The sequence below is a fragment of the Streptomyces sp. NPDC059850 genome (genome assembly GCF_042731515.1).
Lineage (GTDB): Bacteria > Actinomycetota > Actinomycetes > Streptomycetales > Streptomycetaceae > Streptomyces.
Genome location: NZ_JBHWJI010000004.1, coordinates 160401 through 185448, shown reverse-complemented (window position 1 = coordinate 185448; position 25048 = coordinate 160401). Strand labels below are relative to the sequence as shown.

General features: G+C 69.3%; 23 protein-coding genes. 6 read left to right on the top strand and 17 right to left on the bottom strand.

The genetic code is table 11. The features are described from left to right. Nucleotide 1 precedes the first annotated feature (1 nt). Nucleotides 2-808 (bottom strand): IclR family transcriptional regulator, encoded by an 807-nt coding sequence (locus ACFV9T_RS05135; protein ID WP_385436722.1) that lies wholly within the window; start codon nucleotides 806-808, stop codon nucleotides 2-4. 215 nt (nucleotides 809-1023) lie between these two features. Between ACFV9T_RS05135 and ACFV9T_RS05130 the strand changes: the two genes are divergently transcribed. From ACFV9T_RS05130 to ACFV9T_RS05115, 4 genes are read left to right on the top strand one after another with little or no spacing between them, the layout of a single operon-like run. Next, nucleotides 1024-1860 (top strand): transporter substrate-binding domain-containing protein, encoded by an 837-nt coding sequence (locus tag ACFV9T_RS05130; protein ID WP_385436720.1) that lies wholly within the window; start codon nucleotides 1024-1026, stop codon nucleotides 1858-1860. A gap of 49 nt (nucleotides 1861-1909) precedes the next feature. Continuing rightward, nucleotides 1910-2650 carry an amino acid ABC transporter permease gene (locus tag ACFV9T_RS05125; protein ID WP_385436718.1) on the top strand — a complete coding sequence of 247 codons (741 nt, stop codon included), beginning with the start codon at nucleotides 1910-1912 and terminating at the stop codon, nucleotides 2648-2650. Beyond that, the gene (locus ACFV9T_RS05120; protein ID WP_385436716.1) at nucleotides 2650-3300 is read left to right on the top strand and encodes an amino acid ABC transporter permease; all 651 of its coding nucleotides are present in this window, start codon (nucleotides 2650-2652) and stop codon (nucleotides 3298-3300) included. Before ACFV9T_RS05125 ends, ACFV9T_RS05120 begins: the two co-directional genes overlap by 1 nt. A 17-nt stretch (nucleotides 3301-3317) precedes the next feature. After that, nucleotides 3318-4070: an amino acid ABC transporter ATP-binding protein gene (locus tag ACFV9T_RS05115; protein ID WP_385436715.1), complete on the top strand. Its 753-nt coding sequence runs from the start codon at nucleotides 3318-3320 to the stop codon at nucleotides 4068-4070. 18 nt (nucleotides 4071-4088) lie between these two features. Here ACFV9T_RS05115 and ACFV9T_RS05110 read toward each other — a convergent pair whose 3' ends face one another. The 8 genes from ACFV9T_RS05110 to ACFV9T_RS05075 all read right to left on the bottom strand — a co-directional run bounded on the left by ACFV9T_RS05110 (nucleotide 4089) and on the right by ACFV9T_RS05075 (nucleotide 14526). Further along, nucleotides 4089-7037, bottom strand: a complete 2949-nt coding sequence (locus ACFV9T_RS05110) for a glycoside hydrolase family 2 TIM barrel-domain containing protein (RefSeq protein ID WP_385436714.1) — start codon at nucleotides 7035-7037, stop codon at nucleotides 4089-4091. 13 nt (nucleotides 7038-7050) lie between these two features. Continuing rightward, on the bottom strand, nucleotides 7051-7911 hold the full coding sequence (locus ACFV9T_RS05105) for a carbohydrate ABC transporter permease (RefSeq protein WP_385436713.1): 861 nt from the start codon (nucleotides 7909-7911) through the stop codon (nucleotides 7051-7053). Beyond that, complete coding sequence (locus tag ACFV9T_RS05100) at nucleotides 7908-8888, bottom strand: carbohydrate ABC transporter permease (RefSeq protein ID WP_385436712.1); 981 nt, start codon at nucleotides 8886-8888, stop codon at nucleotides 7908-7910. The genes ACFV9T_RS05105 and ACFV9T_RS05100 overlap by 4 nt, the downstream gene beginning before the upstream one ends. Before the next feature lie 23 nt (nucleotides 8889-8911). Further along, nucleotides 8912-10177 (bottom strand): ABC transporter substrate-binding protein, encoded by a 1266-nt coding sequence (locus ACFV9T_RS05095; RefSeq protein WP_385436711.1) that lies wholly within the window; start codon nucleotides 10175-10177, stop codon nucleotides 8912-8914. Between the two features lie 174 nt (nucleotides 10178-10351). Further along, nucleotides 10352-11599: an ROK family protein gene (locus tag ACFV9T_RS05090; protein WP_385436709.1), complete on the bottom strand. Its 1248-nt coding sequence runs from the start codon at nucleotides 11597-11599 to the stop codon at nucleotides 10352-10354. A gap of 169 nt (nucleotides 11600-11768) precedes the next feature. Then, complete coding sequence (locus tag ACFV9T_RS05085; protein WP_385436707.1) at nucleotides 11769-13370, bottom strand: penicillin-binding transpeptidase domain-containing protein; 1602 nt, start codon at nucleotides 13368-13370, stop codon at nucleotides 11769-11771. Nucleotides 13371-13409: 39 nt separating this feature from the next. Further along, nucleotides 13410-13601 (bottom strand): hypothetical protein, encoded by a 192-nt coding sequence (locus ACFV9T_RS05080; RefSeq protein WP_009713521.1) that lies wholly within the window; start codon nucleotides 13599-13601, stop codon nucleotides 13410-13412. A gap of 160 nt (nucleotides 13602-13761) precedes the next feature. Beyond that, nucleotides 13762-14526 carry a DeoR/GlpR family DNA-binding transcription regulator gene (locus ACFV9T_RS05075; RefSeq protein ID WP_385436705.1) on the bottom strand — a complete coding sequence of 255 codons (765 nt, stop codon included), beginning with the start codon at nucleotides 14524-14526 and terminating at the stop codon, nucleotides 13762-13764. A gap of 72 nt (nucleotides 14527-14598) precedes the next feature. Between ACFV9T_RS05075 and ACFV9T_RS05070 the strand changes: the two genes are divergently transcribed. After that, the gene (locus ACFV9T_RS05070) at nucleotides 14599-15810 is read left to right on the top strand and encodes an MFS transporter (protein WP_385436704.1); all 1212 of its coding nucleotides are present in this window, start codon (nucleotides 14599-14601) and stop codon (nucleotides 15808-15810) included. Next, on the top strand, nucleotides 15807-16682 hold the full coding sequence (locus tag ACFV9T_RS05065; protein WP_385436703.1) for an aminoglycoside phosphotransferase family protein: 876 nt from the start codon (nucleotides 15807-15809) through the stop codon (nucleotides 16680-16682). Before ACFV9T_RS05070 ends, ACFV9T_RS05065 begins: the two co-directional genes overlap by 4 nt. Nucleotides 16683-16694: 12 nt before the next feature. On the opposite strand, the gene ACFV9T_RS05060 is transcribed toward ACFV9T_RS05065, so the two are convergent. From ACFV9T_RS05060 to ACFV9T_RS05025, 8 genes are all read right to left on the bottom strand, one after another. Then, nucleotides 16695-17327, bottom strand: coding sequence for a haloacid dehalogenase-like hydrolase (locus ACFV9T_RS05060; protein WP_385436701.1), 633 nt, complete (start codon nucleotides 17325-17327; stop codon nucleotides 16695-16697). A 43-nt stretch (nucleotides 17328-17370) separates the two neighbouring features. Next, nucleotides 17371-18033: a hypothetical protein gene (locus ACFV9T_RS05055; protein WP_385436699.1), complete on the bottom strand. Its 663-nt coding sequence runs from the start codon at nucleotides 18031-18033 to the stop codon at nucleotides 17371-17373. Next, on the bottom strand, nucleotides 18030-18302 hold the full coding sequence (locus tag ACFV9T_RS05050; protein WP_385436698.1) for a hypothetical protein: 273 nt from the start codon (nucleotides 18300-18302) through the stop codon (nucleotides 18030-18032). The genes ACFV9T_RS05055 and ACFV9T_RS05050 overlap by 4 nt, the downstream gene beginning before the upstream one ends. A gap of 61 nt (nucleotides 18303-18363) precedes the next feature. After that, on the bottom strand, nucleotides 18364-18579 hold the full coding sequence (locus ACFV9T_RS05045) for a hypothetical protein (RefSeq protein WP_385436696.1): 216 nt from the start codon (nucleotides 18577-18579) through the stop codon (nucleotides 18364-18366). Nucleotides 18580-18659: 80 nt separating this feature from the next. After that, nucleotides 18660-18974, bottom strand: a complete 315-nt coding sequence (locus tag ACFV9T_RS05040; protein WP_385436694.1) for a hypothetical protein — start codon at nucleotides 18972-18974, stop codon at nucleotides 18660-18662. Further along, nucleotides 18971-23632 (bottom strand): putative T7SS-secreted protein, encoded by a 4662-nt coding sequence (locus ACFV9T_RS05035; protein ID WP_385436692.1) that lies wholly within the window; start codon nucleotides 23630-23632, stop codon nucleotides 18971-18973. Before ACFV9T_RS05035 ends, ACFV9T_RS05040 begins: the two co-directional genes overlap by 4 nt. Then, complete coding sequence (locus tag ACFV9T_RS05030) at nucleotides 23632-24222, bottom strand: hypothetical protein (RefSeq protein WP_385436690.1); 591 nt, start codon at nucleotides 24220-24222, stop codon at nucleotides 23632-23634. Before ACFV9T_RS05030 ends, ACFV9T_RS05035 begins: the two co-directional genes overlap by 1 nt. Before the next feature lie 116 nt (nucleotides 24223-24338). Beyond that, nucleotides 24339-25004: a lactate utilization protein C gene (locus ACFV9T_RS05025; RefSeq protein WP_385436689.1), complete on the bottom strand. Its 666-nt coding sequence runs from the start codon at nucleotides 25002-25004 to the stop codon at nucleotides 24339-24341. Between the last annotated feature and the right edge of the window lie 44 nt (nucleotides 25005-25048).

Sequence of the window (25048 nt, the reverse complement as noted above, 5' to 3'; positions counted from 1 at the left end):
GCTACGGCGCGGGGGCGGGCGGGAGCGTGCCGCCGAGGCGTTCGGAGAGGGCCTTCGTCGAGGCGAGGAGGCTCTCGCCGATCTCGGCGACGCGGTCCCGGGTGACGCGGGAGGCGGGGCCGGAGACGCTGATCGCGGTGGCGACCGCCCCGCTGTGGTCGAAGACCGGCGCCGCGACGCAGCGGATCTCCGCCTCGTTCTCCACGTCGTCGATCGCGTACCCCCGCTCCCGCACGGCGCCCAGCTCGGCGCGCAGCCACCCGGCGGTGGTGATGGTGGCCGGGGTGCGGGTCGGCATGCCCCACGCGATCACCTGGTCCACCACGGCGGGGGACGCGTAGGCGAGGAACACCTTGCCGACGGCGGTGCAATACGCGGGCTGGCGGCTGCCGATGCGGGAATGCATGCGCACCGGCTGCGGACTTTCGACCTTGTCGATATAAACGATCTCCGGTGGATCAAAGACCACCAAGTGGACCGTTTCCCCTATGCCGTCGACGAGTTCATGCAGATACGGGGCGGCGGCTTCGCGGAAGTCCAGCCGCTCCAAATAGACTTGACCGAGAAAGGCATTCTGCGGGCCCAGTTGATAGCGCCCGTTCTCGGAGTCCTGGTCCACCAGGCGCACCTCCCGCAGCGGTGCGAGCAGCCGCAGGATGGTGCTTTTGCTGAGGCCAAGACCCTCGGCCAGATCGGTGAGCGTCGCACCGCGCGGATGCCCGCGGTCCTCGGCCAGGAACATCACGATGGACAGCGCGCGGCGCAGCGACGACGAGGTGTTGCGCCCAGTGTCCGGCCGAGAAGTCATGCGGGGACGTTAGCCGACCCCGCTGATTTTGCATAGCAGCACTCGATGCCGGAATTCGAAATCAACCATTGACGGCCCTGACCGCCTCGGTTAGCTTGTGCGCACCCATTACGGAATTCGATTCTGCATTGCAGAATCCCCAGAGCCCGACGGTCATCGGAGATCGCGGCCTCGATGATCTGTCTCGCCTTTTTCACCCCGAAGGGAGTCCCGTCATGGGACGACGCCCTCATGTCCGCAGGCTGGTCGCGATCTCTGTGAGCGCCCTCGCCGCCACTTCCCTGCTCGCCGCCTGCTCGTCGAGCCAGAGCCCGGCCTCCCCATCGCAGAATTCCACCCTGCAGAAGGTGACCCGCAGCGGCACCCTCCGGGTGGCCAGCTGTCTGACCTTCCCGCCCTTCGGGTCGACGGACAAGGGCAACAAGCCCCAGGGCTTCGACGTCGATGTCGCCAAGGCCATGGCCAAGGCCCTGGGCGTCAAGGCGAAGATCGTCGACACCACCTCCGCCAACCGCATCCCCAACCTGCGCACCCACAAGGTCGACGCCGTGATCTGCAACTTCACCACCACCGCCGAGCGCGCGAAGCAGGTCGCCTTCAGCGATCCGTACATCGTCGCCGGTGAGGTGCTGATGGTGAAGAAGTCCAGCGACATCGCGAGCCTCAAGGACCTCTCGGGCAAGAAGGTGGCGGTCACCAAGGGCTCCACCAACGGCGCCGCCGTCAAGGAGGGCAACCCGAAGGCGCGGATCCAGGAGTACGACACCTCGGCGGCCGCCGTGCTCGCGGTCAAGCAGGGCCAGGCCGACGCCATGGTCGAGGACTCCAACTTCCTCAACTACCAGGCCAAGCTCGACCCCTCCCTCAAGGTCACCAAGGACTCCGTCGTCCCGCTCGAGTACAACGCGATCGGCGTGGGCCAGGGCGACTCCGACTGGCTGCAGTGGATCAACACCTGGCTGCGCGAGTTCAACACCTCCGGCCAGAGCGCGGACCTCTACAAGAAGTGGTTCGGCGTCAAGCCCGTCTACCCCCTCACCCCGTCCTACTGAGCCCTGCCGGGCGGCGGCACCCCCGCCGCCGCCCCCGTGGAGGAACCCCATGTTCGCCGACTGGACCTACGCCCTCCAGGACTGGCCCACCTACCTCGGCGCGGCCTGGCTGACCCTGAAACTGTCCCTCGCCGCCTTCGTCCTCGCCTGCGCCCTCGGACTGCTGGGCGCCCTCGCCCGCCGGTCGCGCCACGCCCTCGTCCGCGCCCCGGCCGCCCTGTACGTCGAGGTCATCCGCAACACCCCGGTGCTGCTGCAGATGTTCGTCGCCTACTTCGCCCTGCCCTCCGCCGGGCTGCGGCTCAGCCCCGTCCAGGCGGGCATCGCGGCGCTCGGCCTCAACGTCGGCGCGTACCTCACCGAGATTTTCCGCGCGGGCATCCAGGCTGTCCCGAGCGGCCAGCGCGAGGCCTCCCGCGTGCTGGCCCTCAGCCCCTTCCGGACCTTCGCGCACGTCGTGTTCCCGCAGGCGCTGCGCAACGTCTACCCGGCCGTGATCAACCAGCTCGTCCAGATCATCCTGGGCTCGTCGCTGCTGTCGGCGATCTCCGTCCCCGAACTCACCGGCACCGCCATGGTGATCAACTCCCGCAATCTCCTCACCATCCAGGTGTTCGGCATCGCCGCCGTGCTCTACCTGGTGCTCACCAACCTGGTCGTGCTGGTGGCGGAGCTGATCGGCCGCGCGGCCTTCAAACCGCCGCTGCGCCCGATCCGCGCCCGCCAGTCGGTCCTGGCGGGTCTGCGGAGCGCGGCCCGCCGTCTCGTCCTGATCCGCAAGGAGGCGTGATGGACTGGTCGGTCCTGTGGTCCAACCGGGATCTGTACGGCTCCGGGCTGTGGTCCACCGTCGTGCTGTCCGTCGCGGCCATCGCCGCCTGCACCCTGCTCGGCCTGGTCATCGCGGCCATCCGCACCAGCCGGATCCCCGTCCTGGCCCAGCTCGCCCGCTGCTACCTGGAGATCTTCCGGGGCACCCCGCTGCTGGTCCAGATGCTCTTCATCTACTTCGGCGCCGCCTACCTCGGCATCGGGAACATCTCCGTCTTCGGCGCCGCCCTCCTCGCGCTCACCCTCTTCCAGGGCGCCTACGTCGCGGAGATCTTCCGCGCCGGCATCGAGGCCGTCCCGCGCGGCCAGTGGGAGGCGGCGCGGGTCCTGGGCCTGTCCCGCGTCCAGACCTTCGGGGCGGTCATCCTGCCCCAGACCCGGGCCATCGTGCTGCCGCCGCTGGTGGGCCAGTACCTCTCGCTCGTCAAGGACACCTCGATCGCCGTCGTCATCGGCTACGCCGAACTGCTCCGCGAGGGCCAGGCCATCGTGGACCGGGACGGGCACCCGGGCATGGCGTACCTGGCCATCGCCGTCCTGTACTTCGTCATCTGTTCCCCGCTGTCGGTCGTCGTCCGGCGCATGGAGAGAAAGGCCGTGACCGCCTGATGATCACCAAGTCCCCCATGGAACGGACCCCCGCCACCACCGCCCAGGTCGCCCTGTCCGGCGTGCACAAGCGCTTCGGCGACCTGGAGGTCCTCAAGGGCGTCGACATCGAGGTCGGCGCCGGTGAGGTCGTGGTGCTCATCGGCGCCAGCGGCTCCGGCAAGAGCACCCTGCTGCGGATCATGTGCGACCTGGAACGCGCCGACCGTGGAGAGGTCTGGGTCAACGGAGTCCCGCTGCACGACCGCAGGCGCGCGCCCGAGATCTTCGGCCACGTCGGCATGGTCTTCCAGCAGTTCAACCTGTTCCCGCACCGCACGGCGCTGGGCAATGTGACCCTCGCGCTGCTCAAGGTACGCAAGATCAGCCGCAAGGAGGCCGAGGAGCGGGGCCGGGAGGCGCTGGCCCGGGTCGGACTCGCCGACAAGGCGGACGCCTACCCGGCCCAGCTGTCCGGCGGCCAGCAGCAGCGGGTGGCGATCGCCCGCGCGCTCGCCATGGACCCCGCCGTCATGTTCTTCGACGAACCCACCTCCGCCCTCGACCCCGAGCTGGTCGGCGAGGTCACCGGCGTCATGCGGTCCCTGGCCGACGAGGGCATGACCATGGTGGTCGTCACCCACGAGATGCGGTTCGCCCGGGACACCGCCGACCATGTGGTCTTCATGGAGGGCGGTGTCGTCCTCGAACAGGGCACCCCCGAGCGGGTCTTCGGCAGCCCGGCCGAGGCCCGTACTCAGCAGTTCCTGCACCGGGTGCTGGAGACCTGACCCCGGCCGGGTGTCCGATCAGCCCAGCGGGGCGAAGGTGAACGAGAACTCCGCCGGGGCCGCCAGCAGCCGGTGCGGCTCCAGCACCCCAGGCCCGCAGGACTGGCTGCCGATGCCCTGCTGGCCGTGGTCGAGGTTGACCCACACCGTGTCGGGCGACGCGACCAGGTCCGGGGTGTGCTCGGCCGCGTCCAGCTGCTCCGTGGTCCAGCGGCGGGCGGTGAACCAGAACGGCGGGTGGCCCTCGATCCGCAGGCCCGTGCCGTCCGGGGCGGTCAGCCGCGCCCAGCGCACATCGGCCCGCGCGCCGTTCTCCTGCGGCCGCACGTACGGCGTCTGCAGCTCGTCCACCGACAGCGCCCAGCGGCCCAGCCGGGAGGCGGCCCGGGTGTCCGGGTACGCCTCGCCGGGACCGCCGCCGAACCACTCCGCTGCCCCCAGCGCGGCCGGGACCCCGAGCCGTACGCCCAGCCGGGGCAGCGGACAGGGCCAGGTGCCGAGCGGGGTGACGGAGACGGCCAGCCGCAGCCGGTCGCCCTCCGCCGTCCAGCGGTAGACCGCCGTCAGCCCGAGGTCGGTGGCCGCCGGGGCGACCCGGGTACGGACGGTCAGCTCCCGGTCCGCGAGATCCACCGCGTCCACCCGGTGCTGGAGCCGGTGCAGACCCAACTCCCGCCAGATCAGCCCGTAGCGCTCATCGGGCTGCCAGGACGCGCCGTTGTCGTTGTCGGTGGGGGCGCGCCAGAGGTCGAGCCGGGGCCCCGTGAGCGTGAGCCCGCCGAGGTCGGCGAGGGTGCCGGTGGCGGCGTCGAACGTACCCGGGCCGAGGACGATCCGGTCCCCGCCACGGCGCGGCGCCACCGAGGCCGTAGCAGCGGCAGGCGCGGCGGCGGCCACACCGGACAGCTGCGCCCAGGCCACCACATGCCCCGCCCCGCCCCACGCCGTCCCGGCGGCGAGCCGCGCCTCGACCGTCCAGCGGGTCTCGGCGCCCGGCGCGGTGTCCGGCGGCGCGGGCAGCTTGAGGTCGGCGGACGCGCCGGGGGCCAGCGGCGGCACCGCCAGCTCGCCCGAGCCGACCGCCACGCCCTCGGCCTCGTACGCCCAGGTGAAGGCGAGATGGGACAGGTCGGTGAAGTCGTGGCCGTTGGTGATCCGGACCGTCCCGGCGGCCCCGTCGCCCTCGATCCGTACCGGCTCGATGACCTTCTTGTACTCGATCAGCCCCGGGGACGGGGTGCGGTCGGGGAAGAGGAGCCCGTCGCAGACGAAGTTGCCGTCGTGCAGCTCCTCGCCGAAATCCCCGCCGTACGCGTAGTACAGCGTGCCGTTCGGCGTGTGCCGGGCGAAGCCGTGGTCGATCCACTCCCAGACGAACCCGCCCTGCAGCCGCTCATGCGCCTCGAAGAGCCGCTGGTACTCGCTGAGTCCGCCCGGCCCGTTGCCCATCGCGTGGGCGTACTCGCACTGGATGAACGGCAGCGCCCGGCGCTTCGCGTCCAGCGCGGGGTCGCCCCAGGGCGGCTCCGTACGGGTGCCGATCCGCGCGACCTCGTCGTGCGGCGCGTACATCCGGGAGTAGATCCCGGTGTCGGCGCAGGACAGATCGCCCTCGTAGTGGATCACCCGGGAGGCGTCGCGCTCCCGGATCCAGTCGGCCATCGCGGACAGCCCTCGGCCGGTGCCGCACTCGTTGCCCAGCGACCACATCACGATGGACGGGTGGTTCTTGTCGCGCTCGACCATCCGGGCGGCCCGGTCGATCAGCGCGGGGGTCCAGCGGTGGTCGTCGACCGGGTTGTTCCGCCAGTCGAGGTCGACGAAGCCGTGGGTCTCCAGGTCGCATTCGTCGATGACCCACAGCCCCAGCTCGTCGCACAGGTCGAGGAAGGCGGGGTGCGGCGGATAGTGGCTGGTGCGCACGGCGTTGATGTTGTGCCGCTTCATCAGCTCCAGATCGTGGCGCATCGTCGCCAGGTCCAGCGCGCGGCCGGTCTCCGGGTGGAACTCATGCCGGTTGACGCCCCGGAACAGCACCCGCTGGCCGTTGACCTTGAACACGCCGTCCTCGACCACGACCGTACGGAAGCCGATCCGCAACGCGATGGTCTCGCCCGCCGTCGTCAGCGTGCCCTCGTACAGCCGCGGCGTCTCCGCCGTCCACGGCTCGACGGGCAGCGTGGCGCTCTCCCCGGTGGCCAGGTCCAGCCCCAGTTCGGGCACGGTGACCCGGCCGCCGCCGCCCGGCTCGGCGTTGACGTTGGCGTCTACGTCTACGTCGACCCGCAGCGTGCCCGCGCCGCTGAGGTGGTCGTACGAGGCGTGCACGAAGAAGTCCGCCACGGCGCCCGCCGGGCGGTGCACCAGCGACACCTCGCGGAAGATCCCCGGCAGCCACCACTGGTCCTGGTCCTCCAGATAGCTGCCGGAGGACCACTGGTGCACCCGCACCGCCAGCACGTTCCCCGACGGCTTCAGCAGCCCGCCGACCGCGAACTCATGCGGCAGCCGACTGCCCTTGAAGGTGCCCAGCTCCTCCCCGTTGAGCCAGACCCGGGCGCACGACTCGACGCCCTCGAAACGCAGCACCGCGTCCCCGTCCGCAGGCCAGTCGCCGGGGAGGTCGAAGACGCGCAGATGGTCACCGGTCGGGTTCTCGGTGGGCACGCGCGGCGGGTCCACCGGGAACGGATAGTTCACATTGGTGTAGATCGGCGCGCCGTGGCCGTGCAGCACCCAGTGCGCGGGCACCGGGATCTCGTCCCAGCCGGAGGCGTCGTAGCCGGGGCGGGCGAAGGACTCGTCCTCGGCCGTCGCGGTGAGCGACAGCCGGAACGCCCAGGTGCCGGAGAGGCTCAGCCGGGCGGCGTCGGAGCCGGGGGCCCAGGCGCGCGGCGGCAGGCTTCCGGTGCCGGGGGAGACGTCCTCGTAGTAGGGAAGCGGCGGTGTGTGCTGCGTGGAGTTCATCGACTCTCCTCGGTCAGCCCTTGATACCGGTCTGTGCCACACCCTGCACGAGCCAGCGCTGCAGAAACACGAAGACGAGCACAAGTGGCAGGATCGATACGGCCGTTGCCATGAAGATCAGGTGGATGTTGATCGTCTGTGCGGTCATATACGAGGACAGTGCGACCTGGACGGTCCACGAGTTCTGATCCTGGCCGATCACCAGCGGCCACAGGAAGGCGTTCCAGCCGCTGATGAACGTGATGACGGAGATCGCCGCGAAGAAGTTGAGCGAGTTGGGCACCACGATGCGCCAGTACGCGCCCCAGTAGCCCAGCCCGTCCACCCGGGCCGCCTCCTCCAGCTCCTTGGGGAAGCCCAGGAAGTACTGGCGGAAGAGGAACGCGGTGAACCCGCTGAACAGCCCGGGGATGATCAGCCCGCGCAGCGAGGAGACCCAGCCGAGGGACGAGACCAGGACATAGCTCGGTACGAAGGTCACGGCCGCCGGGACCATGAGGGTGAACAGGACGGTGTACAGCACCTTGTTGGCGTGCTTGTACGGGATGCGGGCCAGCCCGTATCCGGCCAGCGAGCACACCAGCAGCGTCCCGAGGGTGTGCAGCACGGCCACCACGGTGGAGTTCCACAGCGCCCGGGCGAAGGGGACGGACGGGTCGTCGAACAGCTCCTTGACGTTCCCCCACTGGAGGTCGCTCGGGAAGAACGCCCAGTCCTCGCCGGTGATGTCCGCGTCGGTGGACAGGGCGTTGCGGATGATCAGATAGAAGGGGATGACGAACAGCACGGTCGCGACGCCGAGCGCGACGTACAGTCCGGTGCTGCTCATGACGGAGCGCGGGGTGCGCTTCTTGACCGGTGCCGTGATGGTCACTTGTCGTCACCCTTTCCGAGGCCGAGGAACTTGCCCTGAATCAGGGTGACCATGGCGATCAGCAGGGCGAGGATCAGGGCGCCCGCGCTGGCGTGCCCGTAGTCCTGGTTCGCGCCGAGCGCCTGGAGGTACAGCTCGACCAGCGGTGGGCGGCCCCAGGTGGCGCGGCCCTCGTCGAGGATGTTGTAGAACTCGTCGAACGCCTGGTACGCCGCGATGAGCAGCAGCAGGACGACCGCGACCGAGGTGGCGCGCAGCTGCGGCAGGGTGATGTGGCGGAACGTCTGCCAGCCGGACTTGGCGCCGTCGACGGCCGCCGCCTCGTACAGCTCGCGCGGGATGTTCTGCAGCGCGGCCAGGAACAGGATCATGTAGAACCCGCACTGGAGCCAGAGCCGGGCGGTGCAGATCACCAGCCAGTACCAGGGCGGATGCGGCGAGGCGAGCCAGGCGACGGAGTCGACGCCGAACCAGCTCAACACGGTGTTGACCATGCCGTAGTGCAGCCCGTTGAACATCGACATCTTCCAGACCAGCGAGGCCACGACGAAGCTGCACGCGGTCGGCAGGAAGAACACCGAGCGGAAGAACGCCTTCATGAAGCGGATGCGGTGGACCAGCAGCGCGAGGGCGAGGGAGAGGGCGTAGGTGATCGGGACGATGAGCGCGGCGAAGATCGTGAAGTTGATCAGGCTGTCCACGAAGTCGCCGTCGCCGAGCATGTCGGCGTAGTTGGCGAGGCCGACGAACTCGGTTGGCGCGACGGTGCCCTTCGCGTTGTGCAGGCTCAGCCAGAGGCTCCAGCCGATCGGTACGTAGACGAAGATGATCAGCCCGATGAGGAACGGGCTGGTGAACAGCCAGAAGTTGAGGGCGCGGCCGCGGCTGCCGCCGAGTCCGCGCAGCCGCCGCCGGGCGGGGTCCGCCTTGCGGGGCCGCGCGGGGGCGGCGCTCTGGGTGGGTGTGGTGGTCGCCATGTCAGTGGTCTTCCGGCCGAGGCCTAACCGAGCTTCTTCAGCTCGCGCTCGATCTTCTTATCGGCCTTGTCGAGTTCGGACGCGGGATTCTTGCTGTCGCGCACCGAGTTGACGACCGCGTCGAGCACGATGTTGAACATGCCCTCGGTCCAGTACGGGTCGTCGAAGATGCCGTGGCTGTTGAACAGCTCGACCGCCTCGGCCGCGACCCCGTCCTTGAGCTTGTCCGCCCCGGCGGCGATGCTCTTGCGCGCGGGAATGTGGAACCCGTAGTCCAGGGCCCATTCCTGCTGGTATTTCTTCTGCTCGATCCACAGCCACTTGACGAAGTCCTTGGCCCCGTCGACGTCCTTGGCCTTGGCGGAGACGTACGTGGACCAGCCGCCGTTGTAGACCACCGGGCGGCCCTTCGTCCCGGACTTGGGGAACGGGAAGATTCCGAAGTCGTCGCCGAAAGCCTTCTGGATCGCCGGTATCGCCCATATCCCGCACCACTGGATCGCGCACAGCCCCTGCACGAAACTGGTCGGGTCCCAGGTCTCGGTCGGGGCGCCCAGCAGCAGCGACTTGCTCTTGTACAGCTCCCGCGCCTTGGTGAGCGTCTCCTCCAGCTCATCCGTGTGGTACGCGATCTTGTGGTCCTCGGTGAGGTAGTGCGTACCGTTGGACCAGACGAGCGGCTTGCTGATGGTCTTCAGGTTCTGGCCGATGTAGAGACCCTTGATCTTGCCCTTGGTCAGCTTGTGGGCGATATCGATGAGTTCGTCGAAGGTGGTCGGCGGCTTGACCCCGGCGTCCTCGAAGAGGGACTTGCGGTAGAAGAAGAACTGCGGGTCGTCGATCATGCGGATTCCGTAGATCTTCCCGTCCACGGAATTCGCCGTGATGTCCTCCGGCAGGAAGTCATCCTTGACGTCGGCGATGATGTCGTCCAGCGGGACGATCTGCTTCGAGCGCACCAATTGCAGATCGGGGTGGTATTCGAAGACATCCGGGCGGCCCGAACCCAGCAGGGAGGTCGCCAGCTTGGATTCGTACTCGCCCGGCACCCATTCGATGGTGACCTTCGCCTTGTCGTACGCGTCGGCGAACTTCTTGGCGGCCTGCTGGGTGCCCTGCTCCCCGTAGGCGTGGTACATCTGCTTGATCGACTTGCCGCCGCCACTGGCGCGGCCGGTGTTCGACCCGCAGGCGGCGAGCCCGCCGAGGGCGGCCACCCCGCCGACGGCGCGCAGCACGCTGCGGCGGTCCCAATCCCTGGCATCCCTGGCTCTGTTCACTGCCGACATGTGACGTCCTTGTCTCGGTTCACGTTCTCGGTACACGGCCAAGTGCGGTGGTGCAGCGGGACGTTAGCCATAGACGAAGACTTCGGCAAGGGGTTGGACGAAGTGGGCGGCGCGACTTTTGGGACGGTTCGAGGATTCGAACGACCACGGGAATGGGATCGCTCCCACACCTCGTTACGAGGGTGCGCCGAGGGCCCTGGCAGTCGTCGCGCGGCGCTGCTTCTGGCTTACGGACGCGAGCTGGCCCTCCAGTACGAAGGTCGCCGCGCCGAGGCTCACGGGGTTCGACGGGATCGGGCACAGCACGATCTCGGTGCTCGCCAGCGGACGGCCCAGCGCCCGCCCGGCCACCGCCGCGCGCACCTCGGCCAGCAGCCCTTCGCCGAGCGCGGCCGCCACCCAGCTGCTGAGCACGATCACTTCCGGGTTGAGCAGGTTGATCAGGTCGGCGAGGCCCGCCCCGAGATAGCGGGCGGTCTCCCGGACCACCCGCACGGCCACCGGGTCCCCGTCCGCCAGCCCCCGCCCCAGGGCTTCGATGGTCGCCGTCTGGTCGTCGGCGCGCAGCAGCGGGCTGTCCGGGGCCAGTTCGCGCAGATTCCGCATGATGCCCGGCGCGCCGACGTACGTCTCCACACAGCCCCGGTCGCCGCAGTGGCACTGCCGCCCGTCCAGGATGAGCGTGGTGTGGCCCCACTCGCCCGCGCTGTTGCTGACCCCGCGGTGCAGCGTCCCGCCGAGCGCCAGCCCGGCGCCCACGCCCGTACCGAGGTTCACCACGACCGCGTCGCCCCGCCCGCGCGCCGCGCCGAACCACTGCTCGGCGACCGTGCACGCGCGCAGCGGGTTGTCCAGGTAGAGGGGGTACGGGAGGTGATCGGCCAGCAGGCTCAGCAGCGGTACGTCGTGCCAGTCCCAGTTGGGCGCGAAGACCGACACCCCGCCCTCCCGGTCCACCTGCCCCGGCATGCTGACGCCGACGCCCAGTACCCGGTCGGGCGCGATGCCCGCCTGCCCGGCCACGGACGCCACGGCGGCGGCGATGTGCGCCACCACCTTGGCCGGGTCGTTCTCCTCCGGGCGCTCGGGGCGCAACTCCTCGTCGGCGCGGGCGAGTACGGTCAGGGCGAGGTCGAACAGCTCGACATGGATGTACGTCTCCGCGACGTCCACCCCGATCAGCGCGCCCCCGGAGGAGTTGACGGCGACCAGCCCGCGCGGGCGGCCGCCGTCGGAGTCCTCGTAGCCGACCTCGACCAGCATGCCCAGCTCCAGCAGCTCGCCGACGAGGTTGGCGACCGTGGCCAGGCTCAGCCCGGTCGCCGCGGCCACCTCCTGCCGGGACACCGGGGATTCGGCGACGATGTGGCGCAGCACCCCGTAGCGGTTGGCGGTGCGTATGTCGCGGGACGTGCGCTTCACGCCGGAATCCCCTCTGTGGCTCGCTGGCTTTCGCGGCTGATGCCGCGCCAGGCTAGAGCGTGCGCCGGACCATAGACAACCCCTTCGCACAACCCTTGTACGAAGCGTCGGGGGCGCGGAGCCGCAGGAGAGACGGGGTGAACGGGACGAGGTGGCGGAGTGGTTGGCGTCAGCGGGGCGCGAGCACCTGCCGTACGACGGGTCCGGCGGCGTCACCTCCGTGTCCGCCCTCCGTGACCACGGCCGCCGCGGCCATGTCGTCCCGGTAGGCGGTGAACCACGCGTTGGTCTTCGCCTGGCCGTCGATCTCGGCCGAGCCCGTCTTGGCGCCGATGTCGCCGCTGACCCCGGCCATCGCCGTCGCCGCGGTGCCGCTCGTCGCCGTCAGCCGCATCATGCCCTTCAGCTGTCGCACGGCCGCCGGGCTCAGACCGCGCTGTGCCGTCGCGACCGTACGCCGGTCCATGGACGTGGGCACCAGCACCGGCTGTTTGAAGACGCCCGTCCGCACGGTGGCCGCCACCGACGCCATCGTGAGCGGATTCATCTGCACCGTGCCCTGCCCGATGACCGCCGCCGCCTTGCCGTCCCCGCCCTCCGTCGGCACCGAGCCGTCGAACGTCGAGACGCCGACCCGCCAGTCGAGCCCGATGCCGAACACCGCCCGCGCCTCCTGCGCCACCCCGTCGTCGGGTATGGAGCCCGCGAGCGAGACGAACGCGGTGTTGCAGGAGGCCGCGAAGTCCTGCGCGAAGGTGGCGCTCGGGTTCTCGCTGTCCTCGACGTTATGGAACGTCATGCCCTGCGCGTACGACGTCGTCTTCGGGCACGGCACCCGCTGGGCGGGCGTCACCTTGCCCGACTCCAGCAGGGTGGCTGCGGTGATGATTTTGAACGTCGAGCCGGGCGCCGTCTGCCCCTGTAACGCGGCGTTGAACTCGGCCCGGTCGGAGTTGGCCACCGCGAGGATCTCCCCGGTGCTGGGCTTGAGCGCCACCACGGACGCCCCGTTCCGCTCGCTCACGGCCGCCTCCGCGCGCCGCTGCACCTGCTGGTCCAGCGTCGTACGCAGACTTCCGGGCTTGCCCTTCGCCACCACATGCAGCGTCGTCCCGGCCGACCCGTCGGCCCTGACCACCGTCACCTCGATCCGGGCCGCGCCACCGGCCTTGTCGCCGTAGCGCCCCCGCAGCGAGGTCAGCACCGGATCGAGGGACGGATGGCTGCCCTGCTTCAGCTCCTCGCCGCTCCGGTCCAGCACCCGGACCGGCTGATCGTCCGCCAGGCCCGTCTGTAACGTTTCATCAGGCGCGAGCTTGGGGTGGATGACCGCGGGCTTCCAGTCCACCAGCGGCTTCCCCGTCGTCCGGCCGCGCACGACGGTCAGCTCCGAGTCGTACGTCCACGTCGAACCCTTCCCCCGATACGCGATCTCCGCCTCGACCCGGAACGGCACCGTGGCGCTGTGGGCCTCGCCCGCCGTGAGCGTCAGCTTCGTCACCCGGCCGTCCTCGCGGTAGCGGCTCAGCGCGGTGGTCGCGCTCTGGGCGTCGTTCGTGTACGCGGCGGCCTTCAGGTCGTTCTGATCCGCCCACGCGGCCAGGAACTCCCGCGCCGTGTCCTTCACATCGGCCGGCGTCACCGCGCCGTCCGGAACCGACGGCCCACTGCCGCCGGTCAACCCCGTATAGAGGTTGTACCCCCCGATCCCCGCAACCCCGATGAACCCCGCTAACGCCGTACCGAGTACGACTCTCCCCGCTGCACGCATCGCGTGACCCGCCCCCAGGTGTGGTCGGCGGTCTGCTTCTCAGGCCGCCTGCTCCATCTCACCGCGCAGCGCCCGCGTGTACACCCCGAGGAGCCGCCCGTACTCCGCCCGCTCGGCAGGCCGCAGGGCCCGCCCGGCCCGGGCCCGCAGGAAGACGCGGATCGCCTCGTTGGCCTGGTCGGTGGAGGTGGTCAGTAAGGCAGGGCTCTGGGGAGTAGGAGTCGGACGCATGACCAATAGAGTAGGGGCAGCCACTGACAAGCGCTGTGGCCTAAACCTCTCAACTGGGCTGTTACCCGCGGTATGTGAGGAACAACGCATCCTCGGCGCGAGTGTTCCCCTGACGCCCGGTCTGGCATATGCCCCGGCGTGGTCTGTGCGTTGTTCCTGGTCACACCTTCCGTACGACCGTACCGGTGGCGGCCAGCCGGTCGGTGTGGTCGTCCGCCGCGCTCCCGTCCGTGATGACCGCGTCCAGTGCGGAGGCGGCGGCGACGAACGCCAGGGCGGTGCGGGCGAGTTTGGCGGCCTCGGCGACGGCGATCACGCGGCGGGACGAGGCGATGGCGGCGCGCTTCACGGCGGCGTCGTCCATGTCGTAAGCGGTCAGCCCGTCCGCGGCGTTCAGCCCGCAGCAGCCGATGACGGCGGTGTCGAAGCGGAGTGCGGCTAGCGACGCCTGGGTCAGCGGGCCGGTCAGCGCCAGCTCGCCCGGCCGGGGTCGCCCGCCGGGCACCAGCAGCGTCACCTGCGGGGCGCCGGTCAGCGCGTTCACCGCGTGCAGGGACAGCGGCATCACGGTCAGCCGCCGGTGCTCCAGCTCCAGCACCCGGGCCACCTCCAGGCAGGTGGTGCCGCTGTCGAGGACGACGGACTCCCCGTCGGCGATCAGCCCGGCGACCTCCTCGGCGATGCGCCGCTTGGCGTCCAGCCCCTCGTGGGCGCGCAGCGCGAACGGCGGCTCCTCGCCGCGCAGCAGCAGGCTCCTCGCCCCGCCCCGGTAGCGCTCCAGAACGCCCTGGGCGGCCAGCGTCTCCAGATCGCGCCGGATGGTCATCTCCGAAGCGCCGGTGAGCGCGGCCAGCTCCGCGACCCCGGCACGGCCCGCGCTGCGGACGGCCTCGGTGATCTGCCTCAGTCGATCTGCGCCTGTCATGGTGCGATTGAACACACCTGGTGCTCGAAAGGCAACCTTACGAACATCTTCTTTGTTCGCTACGTTCGATGCATGGAGAGATCGCTGCGGGCCGCCCGGCTGGCCACCTTCGCCTACTTCGCCCTGAACGGCTTCCTCATGGGGATGTGGATCGTCCACATCCCCGGCATCGAGCACCGCGCGGGGACCGGCCACGCCATGTTCGGCTGGCTCCTGCTGCTCCTCGGCGCGGGAGCCTTCGCGGCCATGCAGCTCGCGGGACCCCTCACCGACCGGTTCGGCACCCGCGTCGTCGTACCGTTCGGCGCGGCGCTGTGCAGCGCCACCGTGATCCTGCCGGGCCTGGCCACGAACGTCTGGACGCTGGGCGCGGCCCTGCTGGTGTTCGGGGTGGGCAACGGCTGCCTGGACGTCAGCATGAACGCCCATGCCATCGAGGTCGAACGCGGCTACGGGCGGCCGGTGATGTCCGCCTTCCACGCCACGTACTCCCTCGGCGGTGTCCTCGCCTCGCTCGTCGGGGCCCGTACGCTCGGCTGGGGCTGGAGCCCGGCGGCGACCCTCGCCGGGACGGCGGCCCTCGGCCTCGCCGTCGCGGCGGTGGCGTCCCTCGGGCTGCTACGGCCTGCGGCCGCTCCGGAATCGGAGACCGTCGCTTCGGGGGCGAAGACCCGCTACCGAACGCCCCGCCGCATCTGGACGCTGGCCGCCCTGGCCCTGATGATCATGCTGTGCGAAGGCGTGGCCAACGACTGGAGCGTGCTCCATCTGCGCGACGTACTGGACGCGCCCGCCGCCACCGCCGCCCTCGCCTTCGGGGCCTTCGCCACCGCCATGACGCTCGGCCGCCTGCTCGCCGACCGCGTGGCCGCTCGGTTCGGCCCGGTGGCCATCCTCCGCTATGGCGCCTCCGTAGCCGCGCTCGGGATGACCGTGGCCGCGCTCTCGCCCTGGATTCCGCTGGCGCTGCTTGGCTGGACCGTGTTCGGTGCCGGGCTCTCCGGCTGCGTACCCCAGCTCTTCAGCGCGGCGGGCCACACCGACCAGTCCACGGCGGGCGCCAACGTCTCCCGCGTCGCGGGCCTCGGCTACCTCGGCGTGCTCGCGGGCCCCGCCGTCATCGGCCCGCTGACCCACCTCGTACCGCTCAACCTCACCTTCTTCCTGCCGGTGGCCTTCTGCGTGATCGCCGCGTGCGCGGCGGGCATCCTGCGGGCTCCCGGGGCGGTCGCTCGAAAAGCAGTTGCCCCCGTGGGCGTACGGGGGTCAGATAGTGCCTCATGACCCCCATCGACGCCGCTCTCGTGCGGCGGCTGATCGCCGGACAATTCCCGCAATGGGCGGCGCTGGCCGTCGAACGGTTCCCGTCCGGCGGCACCGTCAACGCCGTGTACCGGCTGGGCGATGCCATGGCCGTACGGCTACCGCTGGTGGCGGGCGGAGCCCAGGACGTATCGACGGAACGGAAGTGGCTGCCCCGCCTCGCACCCCTGCTGCCCACGGCCATCCCCGAAGTGCTCGGCACCGGGGAGCCTGCCGAGGGATACCCCTGGCCGTGGTCGGTGCACCGGTGGCTGGCGGGGGAGAACCCGAAGGAAGGCGCACTGAGCGAACCGTCGCTGCTGGCCAAGGACCTGGCCGGGTTCGTGACGGCGATGCGCGGCGTCTCCCTGCCGGACGCCCCGAGGGCCTACCGCGGCGGCCCCCTCGCCACCCTCGACACGGAGACCCGGGCGGCGATCGAGCAACTGCGCGCCATCCCGGAGGAGGACGTCGATTGCGACGCCGCTCTCGCTGTATGGAACGACGCCCTGCACACCCCCGACTGGCCCGGCCCGCCGGTATGGCTGCACGCCGACCTAATGCCGGGCAACCTGCTGGTGGATGCCACCGGTCGCCTCACTTCGGTGATCGACTTCGGCTGCATGGGCGTCGGCGACCCGGCCTGCGACCTCTTTCCGGCCTGGGGCCTCCTCCCGCCCGATGCGCGGGCGGCCTTCCGCGACGCGCTGGCCGTGGACGATGCAACCTGGACCCGAGGCCGAGCCCGCACCTTCTCCCAGGCCCTGATCGCCCTCCCGTACCACCGGACGAGAACCCCGGCGATGGCCCGCAACGCCCGCCACGTGATCCGAGCGGTCCTGGGGGAGCGCTGAGGCCTGAGGCCGCTACCTCCGCCACCCCAGTGCCTCAGGGCTGAAATCGACGAGACTCGCCCACACGATCTCCGCCCCGGCCTCGCTCAACTCCCCGGCTTCGCTACGGCCACTGGCGACCCCCACGGCCAGAGCCTCGGCATCGAGGGCCCCGCGAACATCGTGCGGCGTATCCCCGATGACGATGGTCCGCCTGCCGTCGAAGGCGTGCCCGTACTTCTCCGACGCCCGCTTGCGCGCCAACCGCACGAGGTCGACTCGATCGCTACCGTCGTCGCCGTAGCCGCCGACCGCGAAGTCGAGCCCGTCGCCCAGGCCGAGCGCGGCCAGCTTGGTGATGGCCACCGGGCGAAGGTTGCCGGTGACCGCCGACTGCACGGCGCCCCGCCCGGCACACGAGGCGATGGCCTCCCGAGCACCGGGCAACACCACCCCGACCGCGCGCATCCGCCCCTCCAGCTCTTCGGCTGCCGCCGTGAGCGCGGCGTAGAACTCGCCGAACAGCGCTTCCGGCTCATCGATCCCGTTGAGACGCAGCGTCTCCACCATGATGGCCTGCTCGGTGCGCCCCGCCATGTCCGCCAGCCCGCCGAGCCGTTTGCCTGTCACCTTCTCGAAGGCGAGCTCGTAGAGGCTGCGGCTCACCCGCCCTTGATGCTGACCAGCGTCTGGTCCACGTCCCAGAGGATCAGGACGGGCTCGGGGGCGCGGTCGGCAGGCATGGCGACAGCGTAGAGGTGAGCCCGGGTGGCGTGTGACGGGGCCAACGCCTGCCGGTGCGGTCGGCGGCAGCTGCCCGCAGAAGGCCCAGGACGAGGCAGCCGGGGTATGCGCCGAACGCCGGGTACTCGCGCCGGTAGTAATGAGACCAGTAGCTCACCACCCGGCGCTCGGTCCGCGCGAAGAACGCCGGGTTGCGCGCGATGAATTCCCCGTACAGGAGCCGCTGTGCGGACCCCGGAGTGGCCACGTCGGCGATGCCGATCCGGATCGCGTCCAGGATCTCCACGACGTATTCGCCGACCAGCTGCACTACGAACGGGACCACCCATGGCTCGTCGGAGCGGACGATCTCCTCCAGGTGGCGCTGGCGGATCATTCCGTCGCCGTGGCGTGAGTACAGGCAGTGGAGGATACCCACTTGTGTCGCAGTGAGCCGGTGCTCCGCGTCGGCGGGTGGCTCATCGTTGTAGATCCGGGAGGGGATGCTGACGGTCTCGCCGGACACGTCGACCGGGAACGGCGACATGAAGGGATGCTGCGGTTCTGGCATGACGGCCAGAACGGCGCGCACGTCATGCACGAGCTGCGAAGGGAAAGCCCCCGCGAGGTCAGCGTTGGTCCCCGTCATGTCGGCGATTGAGAAGCGGTTTGATGCGTGACGTGTTCGGGTGTCATGCCTGACGCGGTAATGAACTCGGCCAGGAGGCCGCGGGCGTCGGCGTGGCCGAACGCCGTCAGGATGTAGCCGGGCGAGGGCGCGTTGTGGATCTCTCGGACTAGGGCTGCCAGGGTCCCGCTCGGGAGTGCGAATGCGAAGGTGAACCATTCGCCGAGGTCGTCACGGGTGGTGTCGGCGCATCCCCACAGCGACTCCAGCCCCTCGGCCGTGACCGCCAACTGGGCGACGTACGTCTGAGGCGATCCGCGGAAGTCGGTTGCCGGAATGCGCCTCGCTCGCTCAACTCCACTCAACGATCCAACCGCCCTCGACGAAGAACGCTTCCAGCGACTCACGGTCCTCCACCCAGTAGTCTCCACAACCGTTCCGGAAGTCTCGGTCGCGGGCTGTCAGGATCAGATAGCTCGGCGGGGAGTCGGCGAGTTCCTGGATCTTGACGTACTTCCCTTCCTCGTCCCCGGAGTGGATGTGTCCGACCTTATTCACTGGCGCCACGTGGGTGAACGCACAAGAAATCCCTCAAATTTGGCTCTAGGCCTCGTCGGCTAGGTATGCGGCGGCATATTAAGTGTGGTTCATGGAGTTCCAAGGATTTCCATAATTCGCTCGCGGATTCGGTCTATGGCATCGACGAGTTCTTGCTTGTTCGCGCCGCGTTCGACAGCTCTATCGATTTGCCATTCCATGAAGAGGGGGGTAAACCAAGTCAGTCGAACGAAGTCTGGATGTAGCTCTTCCCCCTCTGGGATCTCGACGGAATTAAGAACCCCCAGATACTCCTCGGCTAGTGATGAGGAGAATTGACCGGAGCGTAGTAGTCCGAGGAAGCCTGATTCGTCATCCCAGGCAAAGTCAAGGGCTTCAAGGGCTTCAGGGCTCGAATGTTTCATTCCCAATATCCTATGATCGCGTCTGCGGGGACGTGTTGAAATATGAGCACTTCTTGGTCTTTTTTTGCGTAGAGGTCGATCCTTCCCTTTCCTGGGAAGCCTGACGATACGTCTTCAATGCGGCTAGGTACTCTGGAAAGATCAATAGCAACGACCCCGTTACCGGAATTGTACTTCCCAAGAGCAGTCTCAGGGAGCATCGATGTCGATATCCATGGGCTCTGGCGCTTTCCTGCGACGTGAGACAACGGAGAGACGTGTGTAGCGTCGGGTGCGCGAGCCGTCAATCCTAGTGCAGGATCTTCTCCCTTGGTCAGTGCGCGAAAAACGACTCCCGGCATTGGTTCCGCGTCAGGATGGCAATCCGGGGCCAACCCCAAGACATCTGTCCAGGTGTGGGGGTTGTGGACGTAGGTCGCGGGGTTGGGGGATGGCGCCAGGCCGAGTGGGTCGGGGGAGAGGTAGCGGGCGGAGTCTGGGTCGTAGTAGCGGTGGAAATTGTAGTGGAGGCCGGTTTCGGGGTCGAAGTATTGGCCGGGGAATCGAAGTGGGGTGTAGGCGGTGCTGTTGGCGGCCCAGGTGGTGGTGCCCCAGAGGGTGGAGCGGGTGTGCCAGGCGATGGTGCCTGATTCGTCGACGAGTTCGGTTGGGGCGCCGGCGAGGTCGGTGATGATGGCGAAGAATCGGGCGTCGATTTCGCGCTGGGTGGTAGCTTCGGTGATGCGTTCGGTCTGGGCTATGGGGCGCAGGCCGTCGTGGTCCCATGTGAGAGTGACTGGGTTCGGTAGGTCTGGGGTGGCGGTGGTTTGTTCTATGAGAATGGGGCCGTCCCAGGTGAAGTCGGTCTGCTCCAGGACGGTTTCGCCGTCGGTGGCGAGGCGTTGCTTTGTGGTGCGGCGGCCGAGGGGGTCGTAGAGGTAGCGCCACACCGTGCCGTCGGGGGTGGTGACACTTGTGAGGCGGTCTTCGGCGTCCCAGGTGTAGTGCCAGGTGTCGGGTTTGCGAGACAGGCGGGTTCTCCGGCGGAGAGTGAGACGGCCTGCGTCGTCGTGTTCGTAGCGCCGGCTGCCGGCGCGGGTTATTCGGGTGCCGGTGTAGGTGCGTTCGCCGGTGGCTTCCTGGGGTGCGCCCTTTGAGGGCCAGGTTGCTTGGGTTTGGTTGCCTGCTTCGTCGTAGGCGTAGGTTTCGGTCCAGCCAGCGGCGCGGACTGTTGTCACACGGCCTGCCGCGTCGAGGTCGAAGGCGCTCGGGCCGCTCAGACGGTCGTTCACAGCAGTAACGTTTCCGTCCGCACGGTAGGTGTAGGCGCGGTGTTGGATGGGGGACGTGGCGGATGCGTTCGTGAGGGACTGGGTGGTCAGGCGGCCCAGGGGGTCCCAGGTGTTGGTGAGGGTGAGCGCGTCGCCGATGTGGCGGGTTGTCTCGCGGCCTGCCTCGTCGTGTTCGGAGGCGAGGGTGTGGCCACCTGCGGTCAGGGCGGTGCGGTTGCCTGCCGCGTCGTAGGCGTATGTGGTGATCGCGCCGCTCGGGGTGACGCGGCGGGTGCGGCGGCCCAGGGGGTCGTACGAGTGGGCCAGGACGCGGCCGTTGACCATCTCGGACTTGATTCGGCCCAGGCGGTCGTGTTGGTAGACCACCTCCGTGTCGGGGCCGGTGGCTGCGGTCAGGCGGCCTGCTGGGTCGTAGGTGAGGGTCGTCACCTGGTCTTCGGCGGTCTTGCGGGTGATCTGGCCCAGCGTGTTGTGCTCGTACGTGATGGCCTGGCCCAGGGGGTTGGTGCGGCGGATCAGCTGGGCGGCAGCGTCGTGTTCGTACGTGACGGTGCGGTCGTCGAAGTCCGTCTCGGCGGTGAGGCGGCCAGCGGGGTCGTACTCGTAGGACCAGGTCAGGCCTTGTGGGTTGGTGACCTGGGTGAGGCGTAGATCGGTGTCGTGCTCGAACTCGTAGCGGACGCCGTCCGGGCCGGTGCGGGCCGCGAGCAGGTCGAAGTGGGTGTACTCGAAGCCGGTGGTGCCGCCGATGGCGTCGGTGTGGGTGGTGCAGTTGCCTTCGCCGTCGTACGTCCAGGTCTCCGTGGAGCCGTCGGGGTTGGTGCGGCGGGTGAGTTTGCCTTCCACCGTCCAGGTCAGGTGGGTTGTGGCGCCGACCGCGTCGGTGATCGTGACGGGGCGGCCGAAGGCGTCGCGTTCGTAGTGGGTCACCGCGCCCAGGGGGTCGGTGATCTTTACGGGGAGGCCCGCCTTGTCGCAGTGGACCAGCGTGGTTTCGTCCAGCGCGTTGGTGACGGAGGAGAGGTGGCCGTACGCGTCGTAGGCGTAGTGCGTGCTGTGGCCCGCCGCGTCGGTGGACGAGGTCCGGTGGCCCGCCTCGTCGTACGTCTGGGTCCAGGTGGCGCCGTCCGGGCCGGTGATGGACGTCGGCAGGCCGAGGTCGTTGTATGTCGCCGTGGACTCGCTGCCGTCGGGGGTGGTGATCCGGGTGAGGTGGCCTGCCTCGTCGTAGACGAAAGCCGCGGTGCGCCCCAGCGCGTCGGTGCGGGAAAGGATGCGGTCGTAGCGGTCGTACTCGGTGCGGGTGGTGTGGCCCAGGGGGTTGGTCTCGGCGACCGCCTGTGCCTTGTCATTGACGAGGTACCGCGTGGTGTGGCCCTCAGGTGTGGTGACTTTGGTGACGCGGTGGCCGGTTGCCTGGTCGACCTCGTCGTACGAGAGGTGGATGGATACATGGCCTGCCTCGCCTCCTTCGGCGATGCAGCGGTCGCGGTGGTCGTAGACGTAGTCGTACCGGCGGTTGTTGGTGTCGGTCCAGGCGATGACGCGGCGGTCGTCGTCGTACTCGAACCGGAGGGGCAGGCTGCTGGAGTTGATGACCTCGGTGAGGTTGCCGTCGATGTAGGCGTAACGCATCAGCTCTTGGTCGCCGCCGTCCTCGGCCGCGCCCGCCAGGTGGAGGGCGGTGATCCGGCCCTCGGCGGTGCTGAGCTTCAGCTCGTACCCGGCGCTGTGCGCGATGGCGGTCGGGGTGCCCTCTGCGTCGTACTCGAAGGTGATCCAGTGGCCGGAGCGGTCGGATATCTGCTCCAGCAGTGCGATCCCGTCGCCGCCCGGATTTATATCCTGCGGACCGTTGAAGTGGCGGACGTGACCGGTGGCGGGGTCGGTGAGGGTGTAGTCGCCGTGGGGGTCGCGTTCGAGGGGCCAGCGGGGGCCCGCCTCGGGGAGGGTGGGGACATCCGGGGCCGGGTGCGGGTAGGACAGCAGCAGGCCATCCTCGCTGATGAAGACGACACCCTCGGCGTCGATCTCCAGCCGCTGGTCCGCCGTACTCGACCAGGACGGTCCGAACCAGCGCCCCGCTGTGTAGCCGGACTCGACCCGGCGCGTGAACACCAGCGGCAATGCACCGGGCAGGGAGACGTCGGTCTGCGGCAGGAACATCTTCCCCGTGGCGAGGTCGATCGGGTCCCAGCCGCACGTCTTGTCGCCGTCCCTTTGCCCGTGGCCGTGCGGTCCATCGTTCTTCAGGGCCTTGCGCGCCTTGCCCAGGCGCGCCACCCCCTTCAAGCTGCCCGCGCCCTTGGTGCCGAGGAGTTCGGGGAGGAGGCGGCCGGTGGCCTCGGTGGGGTCCTTGCGGAACTCCCCCAGCATCTGGTTGAAGGCTTTGCCCGGGTCGCTCGCCGCCGTGTGCAGCGCTGCCGCGGTGTTGTTCAGGTTCGTGAAGTACTCGGCGGGATGAGTGAGGTTGTACGGATCGAGCGCGTTCATCGACCGCGCGAAACCAATGAGCCCGGCGGTGCCCTTGAGGACGCCGCCGGTGAAGTGCATCGAGTCCAGTCGCAGGCCCTCGAACCCGTCTCCGAGCTGTTTGCCGTACGAGGGTTTCGGCGGGGCCGCGTCCTTGGCCTGCTGGACCGCCTTGCGCGCCGCGATGACCGCCTCGTCCCGCTGGCGCCGCGCCTCGTCCAGCTTCTCCTGCGCCGCCTTCGCCTTGGCCGTGCCGGGGTCGTGGAACTCTCCCGGTTTGGTGGGTTTGGTGCCCGGGTCCTTTCCGGACTCCGCCTTCGTGTTGTACGCCTCGGCGGCCGTGTTGTACGTGTCCACCTTGGCGTTGTGCGCCGAACGGGCCTCCTCGGAGGCGGTCTTGGCCGCCTTGTACGCGTCGATCGCCTCCCGCGCCTGGCCCTGTGCCCACTCCACCGTCCCGGCGAAGTCGTCCAGCGCCCCGGCGGCCTTCTTGCACGCGTCCGCGGCCTTGAACCACTCCTTCGGCTTGACCGACACCTCGTCCCGGAAGGCGTTGGCGGCCTCGCCCTTCCAGTGGGAGGAGTCCAGCGCCTTCAGGCCGTTGCCGACCTTCTCGAACGCCGACTGGAAGTCCTTGAGGTGCTTCACCGTGGAGCGGATCCTGCTCGCGCTGCCGTAGATCAGCTTCTTGGGGTCCTCGGTCTCCCCGAGCTGCATCTCGGCGACGTCCGCGCCCAGGTAGTTCGCGGCGGAACGGGACGTGTCGCGGACCGCGTCCGCGCCGCTCTCCCAGCCGACTTTGTCCAGCCCGTCCGCGGTCTTGTTGCCCGCCCATTCGATGCCGTCGCCGACGACCTCGGTGCCCTTCTCGGCGGCGTCGTCCAGCCAGTCGGGCGTCAGGTCACCGAGACCCATCAGCGGTCACCCTTCTCCGTCGCCTGCTGGGCGAACTGCTCGCTGGTGCGCTGAAGGCCGGGCGCCGCCTGGGACGTTTCCTCGCGGGTGGTCTCCCAGGTCTGCTGGGCGCCGGACCAGCTCTTCTCGAAGGACTCCTTGCTGTAGTCGGGGTCGTAGGTGTCGGACGAGTACAGCTCGTCCCAGTCCTTCTTGACGACTTCCTTCTCGCTCAGGTGCGGATTGCCCGCGATCGCGTTCGCGGTGACCTTGAACGTCCCCTGCGCGTACTGCTCCTGCTCCCACTGCGAGCCGGCCGCCAGTCCCACCTTCTCGGCGAGCTTGCTGGCGTCCTCGATGAGGCCGCGCACGCCCCAGTCCCATAGCTCGCAGAAGTCCTCGAAGTCCTTGGCCAGGCCGTTGTGTCCGGCCTCCATGGACGTCATGGACAGCTCGTCGAACCCGGCACCCATCTCCGCGCCCGACGCCGAGCCGATCGACCGCAGTTCATCGATCGCCCCGCGCAGACCCTTGACGATCAGCGCCTGCGAATCCTCTCCCAGAGCCAGGTCCGCGTTGCCACCCTTGGCGCCGCCCTCGCCACCGCTCACCGTTCGCCCTCCCCGTTCGACACAGCCCCCATCCAACCAGCACCGTACGACACTCGATCACCGCGAGCGACGAAGGGTAGGCGGTGTGTTCGATTGTGGAGCCGGGTCTCCGGGTCTCAGTCCGCTACGAGGACGACTTCCAGGGTGCGGGGGCCGTGGACGCCCTCCACGCGGTCGAGTTCGATGTCGCTCGTCGCCGACGGGCCCGAGATCCACGTCAACGGGCGGGCCGGGTCGAGGAGTTCGAGGGCCTGCGGGACCGAGTCCACGACCTGGGACGGGACGCGGATCACGCAGATGTGGTGGTCGGGGACGAGGGAGATGCGGCGGCGGCCCTGGTCGGTGTCGGCGTTCAGGACGATGGTGCCGGTCTCGGCGATGGCCACCGCGCAGGCGGTGACCACGCTGGATACCTCGTCCAGGTCGTGGGGTGTCTGGTCGGGGGAGTCCGTCAGCCGTACGACGTCTGTGGCCGAGAGCCATTCGGAGGGGAGGGCGGAGGGGGCGACCACGCTCGTGGCGCCGCGCGCGGTGAGCAGGCTCGCGATGAGGGCGGGCAGGGCGGAGGCCGTGGTGCGGTGGACGATCGCGCGGTAGTCGGCCAGGTTCTCCGCGAGTAGGTCGACGGTCCCGGCGGTGGTGCGGTCGCCGTGTACGCGGTGGTACGTACGGTCGACCGCCACCTCGGGCGGCGTCTCGGCGCGCGGGACGTCGGCCAGGGCGCGGCGGATACGGGCCATCACCAGGGCGCGGGAGCCGGACGGACCGGATGGGGTGCTCATGGGGTCTTCCTCGCCGTCGTGTTTCGCGCCGTCGCCTTCCGCGC